This is a genomic window from Bradyrhizobium sp. MI1.7, assembly GCF_055811795.1.
Window position 1 is genome coordinate 1 of record NZ_JBVVPO010000122.1, and the last position, 12,933, is coordinate 12,933.

13 protein-coding genes and 1 pseudogene are annotated in these 12,933 nt (G+C 58.5%); 5 read left to right on the forward strand and 9 right to left on the reverse strand.

Features of this window, described 5'->3' with window-relative positions:
• Nucleotides 1-379: 379 nt before the first annotated feature.
• Complete coding sequence (locus AC0L3X_RS44900) at nucleotides 380-1,939, forward strand: hypothetical protein (RefSeq protein ID WP_283018612.1); 1,560 nt, start codon at nucleotides 380-382, stop codon at nucleotides 1,937-1,939.
• A 989-nt stretch (nucleotides 1,940-2,928) separates the two neighbouring features.
• Here AC0L3X_RS44900 and AC0L3X_RS44905 read toward each other — a convergent pair.
• Complete coding sequence (locus AC0L3X_RS44905) at nucleotides 2,929-3,393, reverse strand: hypothetical protein (RefSeq protein ID WP_063984134.1); 465 nt, start codon at nucleotides 3,391-3,393, stop codon at nucleotides 2,929-2,931.
• A 1,585-nt stretch (nucleotides 3,394-4,978) separates the two neighbouring features.
• Here AC0L3X_RS44905 and AC0L3X_RS44910 point away from each other — a divergent pair.
• On the forward strand, nucleotides 4,979-5,452 hold the full coding sequence (locus tag AC0L3X_RS44910) for a nuclear transport factor 2 family protein (protein ID WP_063986489.1): 474 nt from the start codon (nucleotides 4,979-4,981) through the stop codon (nucleotides 5,450-5,452).
• Between the two features lie 126 nt (nucleotides 5,453-5,578).
• On the opposite strand, the pseudogene AC0L3X_RS44915 reads toward AC0L3X_RS44910, so the two are convergent.
• The 7 genes and pseudogenes from AC0L3X_RS44915 to AC0L3X_RS44945 form a co-directional block, all read right to left on the reverse strand.
• Nucleotides 5,579-5,874, reverse strand: a pseudogene (locus AC0L3X_RS44915) (hypothetical protein).
• On the reverse strand, nucleotides 5,875-6,264 hold the full coding sequence (locus AC0L3X_RS44920) for an NUDIX hydrolase (protein WP_084795202.1): 390 nt from the start codon (nucleotides 6,262-6,264) through the stop codon (nucleotides 5,875-5,877).
• 71 nt (nucleotides 6,265-6,335) lie between these two features.
• Nucleotides 6,336-6,617 carry a hypothetical protein gene (locus AC0L3X_RS44925; RefSeq protein ID WP_063986488.1) on the reverse strand — a complete coding sequence of 94 codons (282 nt, stop codon included), beginning with the start codon at nucleotides 6,615-6,617 and terminating at the stop codon, nucleotides 6,336-6,338.
• A 1,495-nt stretch (nucleotides 6,618-8,112) separates the two neighbouring features.
• Nucleotides 8,113-8,376 (reverse strand): hypothetical protein, encoded by a 264-nt coding sequence (locus AC0L3X_RS44930; RefSeq protein WP_063984131.1) that lies wholly within the window; start codon nucleotides 8,374-8,376, stop codon nucleotides 8,113-8,115.
• Between the two features lie 112 nt (nucleotides 8,377-8,488).
• On the reverse strand, nucleotides 8,489-9,019 hold the full coding sequence (locus AC0L3X_RS44935; RefSeq protein ID WP_245285773.1) for a septal ring lytic transglycosylase RlpA family protein: 531 nt from the start codon (nucleotides 9,017-9,019) through the stop codon (nucleotides 8,489-8,491).
• Nucleotides 9,020-9,185: 166 nt separating this feature from the next.
• Nucleotides 9,186-9,455: a hypothetical protein gene (locus AC0L3X_RS44940; protein ID WP_063984130.1), complete on the reverse strand. Its 270-nt coding sequence runs from the start codon at nucleotides 9,453-9,455 to the stop codon at nucleotides 9,186-9,188.
• An 81-nt stretch (nucleotides 9,456-9,536) separates the two neighbouring features.
• Nucleotides 9,537-9,746, reverse strand: a complete 210-nt coding sequence (locus AC0L3X_RS44945; RefSeq protein ID WP_028160561.1) for a hypothetical protein — start codon at nucleotides 9,744-9,746, stop codon at nucleotides 9,537-9,539.
• 169 nt (nucleotides 9,747-9,915) lie between these two features.
• Between AC0L3X_RS44945 and AC0L3X_RS44950 the strand changes: the two genes are divergently transcribed.
• The 3 genes from AC0L3X_RS44950 to AC0L3X_RS44960 all read left to right on the forward strand — a co-directional run bounded on the left by AC0L3X_RS44950 (nucleotide 9,916) and on the right by AC0L3X_RS44960 (nucleotide 11,765).
• Complete coding sequence (locus AC0L3X_RS44950) at nucleotides 9,916-10,152, forward strand: hypothetical protein (RefSeq protein WP_245285774.1); 237 nt, start codon at nucleotides 9,916-9,918, stop codon at nucleotides 10,150-10,152.
• A 54-nt stretch (nucleotides 10,153-10,206) separates the two neighbouring features.
• The gene (locus AC0L3X_RS44955) at nucleotides 10,207-10,482 is read left to right on the forward strand and encodes a DUF2934 domain-containing protein (protein WP_063984129.1); all 276 of its coding nucleotides are present in this window, start codon (nucleotides 10,207-10,209) and stop codon (nucleotides 10,480-10,482) included.
• Between the two features lie 1,121 nt (nucleotides 10,483-11,603).
• Nucleotides 11,604-11,765 (forward strand): hypothetical protein, encoded by a 162-nt coding sequence (locus AC0L3X_RS44960; RefSeq protein ID WP_187387746.1) that lies wholly within the window; start codon nucleotides 11,604-11,606, stop codon nucleotides 11,763-11,765.
• 433 nt (nucleotides 11,766-12,198) lie between these two features.
• On the opposite strand, the gene AC0L3X_RS44965 is transcribed toward AC0L3X_RS44960, so the two are convergent.
• Nucleotides 12,199-12,933, reverse strand: a 735-nt coding sequence (locus AC0L3X_RS44965; RefSeq protein WP_473317501.1) for a site-specific integrase, incomplete at its 5' end; no start/stop codon positions are given.

Here is a 12,933-nt window from a genome sequence, read left to right on the forward strand (position 1 = left end):
GTGAATGAGTCATCGCCGCCCTGGGCGTGACCTGGTTGGGCTTGCTGCTGATCGTCTTAGGAGTCGGCTCCGTATCGAGCTCAAGCCGTGCGCTACGCGAAGCCGTGCTGTTGCGCTATCGGGAATTGATGGGTCTCGGAGCCGCGCCAGGAAGAGCAAGCTACGGCATGTAGTTGTCACGTGGCGAGATCTCGGCATGTCGCCGTGTGACCCAAAGCGGATCTAGCCGCCCATACCTCATCCCGGTTAGATGAAGCGAGACGCGACGTCTTCGGCCTCTAGGACGGGATGGCTTAAAGGATGTACCCACTTATAGTTGGTTCGCTGGCCTGACGAAACAGCCTAAGATTGTATTGGATGCAGCCGAGGAGGACTTCCGATGCGCAGGCAGCCTGTTCCGCTTACCCCGGGTGACCTGGTCAATCATCAATTCGGCACCGACGACAACCTGATAGGCACCCCAGGCGCACCGACCTCGTTCGGTGATGCTGGTGGCAGCATGTTCGACTTCTCGAAGGGAGGGAACGACACTTTCGATGAAATCGGACCTTCCAACTACACATTCTATGGGGACGTGGTCGGCAGTATTTTCGATTCTGCTCAGGGCGGCGATGACATTTTTAACGGACTCACCGCGACCAGTGTCACTGCCTACGGCGACGCGGGTGCCGACATGTCGGACCAAAGTAAGGGCGGCAACGATACCTTCTTGAGTGGTACCGGCAGACAGCAAATCAATACGTTCTTCGGCGACGCTGGCGGCGCCATGTCGGGTCATGCTCAGGGCGGCGATGACAGTTTCATAACTCAGACGGTACAGGGCGGCACCCACACCTTTTACGGTGACGCGGGCGGCGACATGTCTGGCCATAGCAAGGGCGGGGACGACAGCTTTCAGGGCTCTAGGCAGGCTGGAAACATCTTTTTTGGTGATAGCGGAAGCAACATGTCCGGTCACGCCCAGGGCGGCGATGACTCATTCACCGCCAGAACGGACTCAGGCAACACATTCTACGGGGATGCCGGCGGTGACATGACCGGCCACAGCAAAGGTGGCAACGACACCTTCAACGGGGCCTTGTTCGCAACGCAGGTGTTCTACGGTGATGCCGGAGGCAACATGTCCGGCCATGCTGAGGGAGGCGACGACCGTTTCACGGGCTCCGGTGGGGCGATCATGTCGAAGACCTTCTATGGCGATGCCGGCGGTGACATCTCCGGCTTTGCCAAGGGTGGCAACGATACTTTCATAAACGAGGGCGGCTCCACGGTGTCTTTTTACGGGGACGCCGGCGCCACAATGTCCGGCCATGCGCAAGGCGGGAACGACCTTGCGACGTTGCTGGGTACCAAGAACTTCGCCGTTGGCGATGCTGTTACGATGCTCGACGCTACCAGCGGAGGTAATGACAGTCTCAGCGGCGGCGACAGTTCGGTGACGGATGTTGTGAACCAGCTCTATGGAGACGCGCAAGTCATGGGCGGGGCGACCCAAGGAGGCGATGATCTTATCTTCGGGGGCCACGCCGTTGACAGCGGCCGGGTCGACAACTTCTTATGGGGCGATGCGGCGCAAATTTCAGGTCGTGCTAAGGGCGGCAGCGATGTCCTATACGCGGGGACGGCTGGGCAAGGTTGCACAGTCAGCAATGAGATGTGGGGAGATGGTGAACTGAGCGGCAATGCTCATGGAGGTTCCGATACGTTTGTATTCAAGGACAATGGTCTAATGACTGTTGGAGCCAACAATCTCATCCAAGATTTCAGCCAATGCCAGGATGATAGGATCGCTTTCATTGACGTTGCGGGTGTGCACTCGTTTGGTGACCTTGTCATCACCCAGAGCGGAACTAGCACCATTATCATGGCGGGAGCTGATCAGGTAACGCTTGCAAACTTCACCGACTTGATGACGGCGAATGACTTTTTGTTTGTTTGAGAGCGCTCCTCTTCGTTACCATGGTCGCGATCGGCCGACGGCGCAAGCGGCTAGGGATGCGACAGGTCCAGCCCGTGGCCGCACCGCGTGAAGACCTTGACGACTTCGTGGGCATCTGGACCTGCGCCCGATAGCCGTCGAACTTGATTTCGTGAATCCATCGCTCGATCGCGGAGGCGAGTACCGGCTGCACGAAACGGGAAACGGCGCCTTGATGCCATGCGCTTCCAGCTTTTTCCGTTGGAAGGCCATCGCTATACGAGGCGCAGGCTTATGAACTCCTGAGATACGACGGGACGTCGCTCAGTTGCAGATTGCAGCGATGCAACATCCCTCTCGGACCAGCGCTCTCCATGTTGACGGCGACGACCTTGATCGACCTGCAATATCGCCGACGAGGAGATCTTGAATGACGCTTTCAAGATTCGCAGTCTCAAGGTCGGCTTCGCGCCAGGCACGGCCAGCCTGTCCAAAGTCGTTGGCGACCAGATAGACGGTTGGCTCGTGCGCCGACATGAGAGAAGAGTTCTCGGCAAAGTTAATCTCGAACGCTCAACATTTGTTAGAGCCTGCGATGAATCCAGGGGCGGAGAATATCTACCGACGCCCAGCCTTGAGCCGGTGCGTCGTGGCGGTCCCGGCGTCTCCGCTCCTCTCGAGCCCCGGAGGCGCTTGGGGCCACTCACCCGTACACGCGCCTCAGTGGGCGCCAGCCGTTCTTGTCGACCTCCACCCCGAAAGCCTTCCGGCATGCGCAGTTCTCGCAGTCGTTTCTCGCTGGAATTGAAGAGCTGATCTATTCAATGCGGGTGTTGCGCGTCAGTGAATACGTCTGACGTAGAGCCTGATACTACTCTCGTCGTCCCGCTTCGGGTTCAGAAGCATCTCTGAACACGATTAGCTGGTTCGGGCATGGGCCAATAGTAACTATCCGAAAGGCCGCTATCGGTGCAGAGCGGAAACGTCCTTAATTGGGGTGAGCTTGGCTTTTAGAAAGTCCACGATTTGGTACTTAGTTCAGCCATCTCCGAGGAATGCTTCCGGAACATGGCGATCCGCTTGTTTGTGAATTCTGCGATTACACCGGGAAATTCAAGGGGCGCCTTAATCATCGCAAGCCTTTGAGCGAATTCAAAAGCAAATTGCATGTTGGTTTGTGCCATTTCCAGTAGCTGCGCTTGATAAGCTCGCACGTTTGCGTTGGCTGAAGAAAGAATATCAACCCCTCTCTTTGAATTGTTTTCCGTCATCTGTTTGGAGTCATTTTGTAGGGCTGCATCCGTGACAAGAAGCGGATTCTTAACGGGGAGGGCGTCTTGCTGCGAATCTGCGCTCACGGGCGGAACGCCCGCTTTCGGGCTTCTGATAATAGCTTGCGCAGTCCGTTGGGCCTTCGCGACCATTCTCGGGCGGCGGGCGTGCTTTGACGCCGTTGCCGGTTTACGTTTGCTCATCTGACACTCCAAGGATGACGATCGACCAAGGTCGTTGCCAGACGACAACCTGCTATGCAGCGCGACGTTCCGAAAGTCCCACTTACTGAGGCCGACATCTCATGTTCGTTGATCCCCTGTCGCACCTTTGCAACTTCGAACGTCTTTGACGGCTTTTAATCCGTCAGTTTCTCTCACCTAATGCCGTTAAGCTAGTTCCGTCTGGACAGCGATCCGCCTGAGCGCACGTTTTCGACTCCGACCCGAATTGAGCCCGCCCAGTCGCTTCGCATTCGCCGCGACATGCCGTCGATACTGAGGACTATTTCATTGCCCGAAGCTCCAGCCATTAGACTTGCAGAGGCTTCGAAAGCCGCGTGCATCTTTTGGCCGACCCTCAATTCAGCTTCGCGACGGACAATTGCTGTCACGCACTTGGAGACGACGGCTTCGAGCCCGACCTTGCAAGCATGGGCAAACATCTCGCCCCCGTCGATCTCAGAACTCTCGCTAAACTGGACGTCGGTGTCGGCGAGAGCGCAGCCTGCATGAGGTGCAGCGACAGGGCCTGGTTTCGGCAGCTTCATCGAGACGGCGGGATCTTGGTCGGCTATGTCCGCGCGTGTTCGCGACACCTTCGCCGCCTTCACCGGCGCCGGCATCTAGGAGCAGATCCGAGTAGAGTCGGGCGTAGGAGCCGGGTTCAAGCAGGGGCAGCATGAAGCGGCGGCGCTGAACGCACAGGAAGCGTGACTGGGAGCGACTGACGGCATGCTAGGAGAAGAAGGAAGCAGAGAAGGAAATACGCCACCGGGCTCAAATACATGTCCCGGCGGCGGTGTTCATTTCCAGCCCCGAGATGGGACCTAACAAAAACCTCGGATATAGGTCCTACGCACGAAACCTAGGAAGGTTTCAGGGGCCACCAGTGCACGCTGGCGGGCCTAGCACTCCCGGGAGCCCACCAGTGGATGATGACGCATGGCTGGCTGTCCCACTAGTCTCAAAATAGAACGCTGCCGAGCTCGAAATACATGTCCCGGCAGCGTCTCATTCTCAAACTGAGCACTGAAATCCCAGTTAGCGCTAATTTTGCAATGGGCGTGCCACAGGTTGTGACTGCGCTCGCCGGTTCACGCTGGCGGGCCTTCTCATCAGGTAAGGCAGGAGACAATCGCTAGGACAACGTCAGCGCCCAGGTCTGAGGCATATGCCGAAAGCAGAACGCCGGCGGAAAGTGCGACAGCAATCACTTCGAAAATCGTCATTTGGAACTCCCCTCTTCAATTCCAAGCGGGGAGCGTTAGGCCTGGCGTGTTTCCACTGTGTTTCGTGGGCTCATCAAAGAATTTCGTGCACGTGGTTGTGATACACCGGGAAAAACAGGCAGTTTGTTAAATGCACGTGCTGAAGGAGGGCTCCGCTTAGCTGCCAGAGCAGCTTCTTGATTGCACACCGTGCCCGACGCCAAGTCGGGACAATGTGGTAACAGGGTGCGTCAAAAAGGATCGTGCAAATTTGCAAGGTCGGTTCTCGACGGCCGCCCTGATGCCACTAGAGTAACTGTTGTGAAGGTCTCTAGTTAATCTCGCCAATGGAGCCCCAAATGTCCGAGAGCCGCCCCCCTTTTCCCCCGTTCACACGTGAAACCGCCATCATCAAGGTACGGCAGGCCGAGGATGGCTGGAATTCGTGCAACCCAGAAAAGGTCGCCTTGGCGTACTCGACCGATACCTATTGGAGAAATCGGGCCGAGTTCGCGAAAGGACGCGCGGAAGTCGTCGCGTTTCTTACTAGGAAGTGGACTAAGGAGTTGGATTATCGGCTCATAAAGGAGCTCTGGGCCTTCAATGAAAATCGGATCGCCGTTCGCTTCGCGTACGAATGGCACGACGACTCGGAAAATTGGTTCCGCTCGTACGGGAACGAGAACTGGGAGTTCAACGAAGATGGACTGATGCGACGCAGGTTCGCGTGCATCAACGACCTCCCAATCAAGGCATCGGAGCGCAAGTATCATTGGGACCGTAGCGCCCCGCGTCCCGCGGATCATCCCAGCCTATCCGACCTCGGGCTTTAGCATCCGTTGCGCTTGCTCAAGGAAGTCATACGGCGCTGTCCTAATTAGGACACCCGCAGGGGTATCTGTACCATTCTGCCTCACGTTAAGATCCGGATAGAGGCCGCCTCAATTGGCGGCCTCGGTTCATTGATCCCTCTTCAGCTTCCGCCGCCCCCAGTGCGGCTCTTTGCCCTTCGGGTTGAGCTCTGGGACGTAGTGCCGGTTTAGGGCTCGCACGACCCCGATGCGGGCAAACATCGTCGGGCCGCCACCTTCCGCCACCAGGATCAAGGCTTCCATCGCTGCTTGCCATTCCGGCGCGGCGTGCTCTTTCTTCGGCAGTGCGGCAATGTATTCGCCGGCGTCGAGCAGCGTCGCAGTACGCGGTCGCCGATACAGATGGGATCCTCGAAAGGCCGACGCCATCCTCGGCCAGTCATTCACCGGTTAGATTTTCTCGGAAATAGCCGGTCGCGAATAAAGCGTGATGTTGGCGTCAGGCGCACCCCACGGGGCTTTTGCCAAACGGCGCGGTCGATCTCCTTCTTGTCGCCGATCTCGAGCCTGCCCTTGGCTCCCTTGGCGATGAAGATCGCGTCGCTCATCTTGCGGCCGGAGTACTTGTTCTTGATCTTCACCTCTCTCCAGAGGCTCAGCCGGCCGAGCTTCAGCCGCGGCAACTCCTCCTTGATCTCCCGTCGCAAGCAATCCTTTTCGGTTTCTCGCGACCGCTTCCGGCCGCCGGGAAACATCCACAAACCATCGCTCCGGCGCCTCACCAAAAGAACTTTGCCACGTTTGGCTGCAACGAGCTTAGATGCCTTTGCCATTTCAGCTGAATGAGCCTCCATGAAGAATCGTCAGCGATTATAGCTGGATGGCCCTTTGTTCCAAACGGTGCCTACCGATACCCCATGCCACCGATTGGCCCTTTGGCGTTCCAGTTGAAGTCCGGTCGTACGTCTGCGCCGCGCCCGCCGCAGGCGGTGCAGACGAAGCGCGGCTCGACATCTGACAGCCGGACATCGTCGGGCCAGCGATCGGTGCCGAAAGCAACGTGATGGCCGCAGTGGCAATAGATGAGGACGCCACGCAAGCCCATCTCGCGCATCTCGCCGAAGGTGATCTTGAGTGGTCGCCCGTCGGGGTGCGTAGGCGTGTGGCGGCGGGTAGGGCAAAGCATGCCGCGATCAAAGCGGCATCCAAGCGCGTCGCAAATTATCAATCCCTTGGTCCGCGGAACGAACGCGAGCCACTGCGCGTCGTGGTGAGGGAAGGCCCGCCGGGGCTGGCTGAGCTGGCGGGCCCTCACCCCAAGCACAAGGCCGTGCATCTCCCACACGGCCCCGTCCCGAAGCCGAGGCTGCGCGTGTTTGCTTAACGAGTAGCGCTGGCCCCAAGATGGCGGGCGTCATTCGCGACTGCTCGCGGGCGCATAGCGCGTAGTCTTGGCAGCGCTCTCAATGTTGTGGTTTTCGGCCTCTGCTGGAGTTTCGAATGGCACCGCTACGACTTCGCCGTTCGGTGCAATCATCACGGCAAGGTACGGGAGCCCCAGCTGGGGCGGATTGTAAACAACGAAAGTTATGCCCGACATTTTCGTGTATCTCGCATCCGAGGTAACGGCTGAGCGCCATCTTCCATGCGAAGCGATCTCCCGCTATTGCCCACCGGCCGTATCCCTAGATCAAGGTGAAGGAACTCTTGCGAAACTTTTCGTCGTGCGGGCGCCTATACAATTCCCAAAAAAGGGCCCCAGCCCAAATGGGGATGAGCCGGGGCCTAGAGGTTACCTTCGGCGAGCCCGATGGCGTCGGGAAAACTTGGCAAAAACCACGATGTTCCTGGCTCGGCAGAATCCCCGCGGCGCAAAACGTCAACGGTGCAGGGGTAGCACCAAGCTGGACCCCGATCGGCCGAGCGAGCGCTGTGTGAAACAGCCACACGCAGGGGAGATTTAGAACTTGGCTGGGAACGTCTATGTCGCGCCCGGCTTGTGTTATGCGGTGACGGTCTCGGTCCCACGAGACAGAAGCCTGTCCGGAAGCCCCAGCATCATTACGCCCCCCGGCCCGATGCTGGGGCCTCCACGGGCAGAGGATTCAAAGATGGGTCCCAATGCCAATACGGTTTTGGGCGTCCTGCTGGCGGCAGCCCTCCTGTACCTCATTTTTGTTCATTAGCCGGTTTCCGGGCTCAGTGGCCTAGTTTGAAATTGTCGCCTAATTTCGATAGCGTTCCTGCTTCGGAACGAGGCGGTGTTTTGGGCGGAGTCATGCGAGAGTTTCGCGCATACATAATCGATGATGAGGGGCACATAACGCTCCGAGTTGACCTTGAGGTACACGATGAGGCGGAGGCTAGGGAGCGAGCCAAATTGCTTGTAGACGGGTACACGGTAGAGCTTTGGGAAGGCGCAACCAGGCTCGATAGATTTGAGCCGATCAGCAGGCATTAAGGCAGGCCGCCTCGGTTGGCGGCCTCTTTCATGCTGCAGGTGGCGCGCGGCGCAAGAAGCGCAAGAATACAACTTCAGATTCGTTGTCGTCGGCCGACCGCCATGAAAGACTGACGGCATATTTCGCGTCTCGGAGGGAATACCCGATGCGCCTTGCATTGCCTTATGTGGGAATTGGTTTTTGCGCGCTTCTCTCGGGCTGGTTGTCCTTTACCCTGATCTATTGAGTGAGTAGGCCGCCCGGGCCTAGCAAGCGCACGTAAGTCCCGCTCTCGTGCATCTGGAGCCAGCCGCGCTCGATCGCGTGTTTGAGCCCGGCGCCGAATTCGCTGCCGCTGCCCTTCAGCTTGAACAAGAAGGGCGCGTTGATCCTCTCGATATAGATCCGGCCGTCCTGGACAGGGTCGACGCTCGCTGCGAGCTCGACGAGCTTGCGCGCGGCCGCTTCCGGGTCAGCATAGGGTCGTTCTTCGGTGTGCTTCATCGGCGTATCCCTTGGCCGCCCGCGCGGCGGTGATGTGTGCGCGGTGCTGGTAGCTCGTCACCTATCTATCTGCACAAGCGATCTGTCCGATACTCCTCGAGTGGTCGAATGTTCACAACACCTCCGCATGAACCTGAGCCACGCCACGATCCGTAATACCCAAGCTCCGCGCCGCGGCCAACGAAAGGTCGAGGACACGACCGCGGACGAACGGACCGCGGTCATTGACTATGACGATGACGCTTCGGCTTCCGTGGGTGACGCGCAACTTGGTACCGAAGGGCAGGCGGCGGTGCGCTGCTGTTAGCCGATTACGATCAAACGATGAACCGCTCGCTGTCTTGCCTTTGGCATAAGAATAGTAGGAGGCCGTGCCGGAGAAGACTCGATTCTGAGATTGAGCTCTTGAACGATCTTTCGAGGGCTCTTCCGAAGTCTGAGGTTGCGTTTGCTGTGTGGTCGAAGGTTGCGTTTGCGTTTCGTCCTTCTTTGTCTGGTCGCTTCCTTCAGGAGCTGGCTCCGCGTGAGCTCTTGGAATGATGGACCACCTGTCATCGAAGTTTTGTCCGACAGCAGGAGTTGAGTAGATCGCCATCCAAGCTGGGATTGTTGCAATCGCGATCATTCTACAAAGAACTTGCATGATCGGCCTCACGCACAAATGAAACTGATGGACAATGCGAACTCATCGGCCTGTGTTCCTGCACGCGCATCCACGTGCAGAACAAAGGTGAATGCATACCGATGGTCCGATGGGTGGTTCCAAGAGTGTTTAGACGCAGCGCACCAGACGCCATCGCTGCGACGCATCACGCCGTAGAAACCGCAAAACCGAAGGCACAAATCATATTCGCCTCCAGCAGCCGCTGCTTGGCTTCTACTCCGGTGGTGCAGTCTTTCGATCTCGAAATTGCATTGGCCGCCAGCACGCCACGTCTGGCGAGGTAGAGATCGATCACCTTCTGCGCCTTGTCGACGCTCCAGCATAGCGCCTCGGCGATCTCTGCGCCGGCCTCAGCGAGCAGCGTCGCGGCTGTGCCGCGGTTATCGTGGAAATTGGCCAGCGCGCTTTGACGCATTCGGCGTTCTTGCCGTTGGCTGCGGCCTCGGCTTCGAAGGGCCGCACGTTCCTCCTCCTCGACGCCAAGAGCGGAGAGCGATCAACGGCGCGCCAATACATATCCAATCAGGAAGGCGATTCCGAGCGATGCGAGCGGAGCCTCGCGCGTTAGGTCGCTGACGATAGCCTTCCACTGGCCAGGCGGCTTGCCGTCGCCGAGCCCCTCGCGGACATCGCGTGCGACCTCGCGGACCGTTTCGTTGGCGGCAGCGAAAGTTGAGGTTTGGGTTTGGGATGGCGTGTCAGTCATGGCGTCCTCCTCGAGCGACAATGAACCGCGGAGAGCCTGGTTCCTCCAGAACTGAGGGGGTCTGCTGTGCCTGACAGTGCGACAAGACGGCATGCTGTTCGTCTCACGCTTTAGGAACGAGGCAATAACACAACGTATTGTCGGAGGAAATGGCGGGCGGAGCCTCGCAATGATCAGCGTGTCAAGGAAGGATCTGGAGCTGATAGCACTGCGGGAGATCCGGAGCTTTCCGGGGGGCGAATTAGTCATCGCGGTCGAAATCGAATGCGACGAAGGTTATCCGAACGACATGAATTGGCGTTTGGACGTTACTGCGGCCGATAACGCCGACATAGATCGCATCGAGTATGCCGCTCGGACGACAACCGCAAGACTTAAGCGTCGATACGTTTTCCGGCGGCACTGAAGATCGATCGCGAGAACTTTTAGAGCAAGGTTTGCGCAATAGGAGGAGCGACCGATGCCAAACTTAAGTCAGGAAGACATTCGTATTCGTGCCTACGAGCTTTGGCGTGCAGCGGGCGAGCCAAACGGGGACATGGAGGCCTTCTGGTTTGAAGCCGAGAAACAGCTTCTGGCGGAACGGTCGCAAGCAGATGAACTTCCGCCCGGCATGACCGATAATCTGCCGGTATATGAGCAATCAGGTCGCGTGGCGATTGCGCCACGCGCCTTCGAGCAACGAGCCGTCAACGTTTGGCGGGCGGGCCGCTCTTGTTTCCCGGCAGACCTTTGACATTGGATGAGTCCTGTTGCTGGGTCGACATGGTCTGACCCACGGTACCGGTGGGAGAGGGACCGCTTTCGCTACCAGGTGCTCCGGCAATTCCGGTCCCGGAATTCTGAGCGCTAGGCGCCGTCGCCGTGGAATCGGCGCGACCGGAGTTGCTGCCCGGCGCTTGCGCCGCGGAACCTGGCCTGTCCTGTTCACCGACGTAGCCCGACGCACCGGAGTTGTGAGTCTTGATGCCTTTATCGGCTTCGTTTTGCAGGTTTTGCGATGGCGAGCTCTGTTGAGCTATGACCGGCGTAAAGCCAGCGGCAAGAACGATCGCTGCAAGTGCGATGCGACGCATGAGTTCCTCCTTGGGTTGTTTCCTCAACAACGTGAGAAGGGCTCACTGGCTCCTAAGTTCTTTTTGATTCTTTGAAGGCCGATCGCATTCGCGCGCATTGCAAGAAGCGTTCGGGCCAACCTTCATTGATTGTGTCGCCCAAATCTGATCAGGGTGATGTTCTGTCCCGGTACCCAGCCGTGATCGTCACAGTTGACGCACGTCGTGGGGCTCACAATCGCTGGCCCAATCAGTAGGTTAGGTTGTTCAGCGGTTTTCCGCCTAGGCTGTGAGTGGATCACCTCCGGCTCTAATCCGAGTTCGGTCATGGGCGCATTTTAGCGGGGCCGACGAGGTGCGGTAACCCGGTGAGGCCTTACGGGTCGAGCGGCCCTTTCCAATCTGTAAAGTCGTATCGGCTCCACCATCGATGAAGGGACCGCCCACACGCTTCACAATCGAAGCGTCCGTTTCCCACGACCGGCCGCATTATTTGGATCGCGCTATGAAGCGCCCCGCAAAATAAGCAACTGAAAAAGACGCGCAATGGTGGTTGGTTGGTCATCGATCCTTGGTCGCCGCTCGTTGGGCCGACTGGAACGCCGTAATAGAAAGGCCGATTTCTATCTTGGTAATTCACGCAAAAAGTTTGTGAGCTTGCGCCAACGATGGCCCGCATCAAAGTTGAAAGGATTTCTTTACCTTCACTTTGGTTCCGGCCCGACCAGTCCTAGCCAGGCGAGCGCTTTCGCGCTGATAGTAGTCAGACCGCCGCTGCTGGGGGCCAAACGGAGTCGTCCGAATGGGTGTCGCAGGCTGGCGCTTCGCGCGTGTGAAAAGAACTGTTATCGGACGGCCAGCCGTTATCGCTGTGCTGGAAAAGCTGCCGCTTATCTGCCCGCTAGTTCTTGCAGCTGCCTCGCTGCTCATGATCGGGATTGGACTCTACCGCGATTTGCAGTGACGTTCGCCCCTTGCTGGTCTGGCCTATCGGCTAACGGTTTGTCGAGTTGTTCGGCGAACTTGGCCTCGGCGCGGGTGTCGGCCGGCTCGATGCCGTGGCGTCGTTGCTGGCGCTCATAGCGCTGGAATACGATGGCCGAGCTGCTCGGCGCTGTTGCACTTCAAGGCCCATCGCACCAACACGCGCAGGCTCGGCGCGCGCGGTGCCTTGTACCGGCGCAGCCGACGTAGGTCGCGGATTTCGGGCTGCGGGACGCCGTCGGGCCGCCCCCCTACGGGGTGTGCAGGACTTGCGGCGCTTTTTGACACCGACCATACACGACTGGCCCTGCGCATTGATTTGTAAAGCATTTCTTGGCTGTGTACGTTCCTGCGCAGGGGAAGAGAGGCCCGCGGGAGCTGTGACCTAACTCAGAATCGGTCGGCAGATGCAATCAGGCGGCGAGCCGTGGCCCCTCCTGCGCCAGGGCCTTAGGGACAGGCCCGCCGACGATCCGCCGCAGCTCGGCCGCGACGCCGTCCAGTACCGCGCGCTTCTCCTTCATCCGCTTGGAGTGATTGTAGACCTTACCCGTCAAGGTGGGCGCGATCTGCTCCGATTTCTTGCTCGCGGCGTGATCGAGGCACTTTGCGATCCATGCATCGTCAAAGCCAAGGTCGACCGCCAACGTTGCCGCCGTCCGGCGCAGATCATGCGGCGTGAACGGCTTGAGACCGAGCAGCTCGCAGAGACCGGCGGTCTTCGACTTGTCCTTGTTCTTCTCGTGCTTGGTGCCACGCAGTGCGTCGGCCATCGCTTTACGGTGAACTGGCTGGCCCTTGTACATCGGGCTCTCGAAAACAAATTGCTGATCATCCGAGGCGAGCGCCTCCTTGGTGATCTCGACCGCCAGATCGGATAACGGTTGCTGGATCACCCGCCGCTTCTTGACCCGCTTGAGCACGTCGAAGCGCGGATGCTCGCCGTCGAGGTCAAACAGCTCATCCCGATGCGCGCCGAGCAGTTCGCGCGAGCGCAGCATGGTGACCAGTTCGAACTTGAGTGCGAGCCGGGTCCGGCGGTCATAGGGAAGGTCGTTGCGGTCCAGTCCGTGCCAGAACGTCTTGATCTCGTCTTCGGAGAGGACCCGGGTGCGGGGATGTTCGGGATCGAGTTTTGGCAGGTTGAC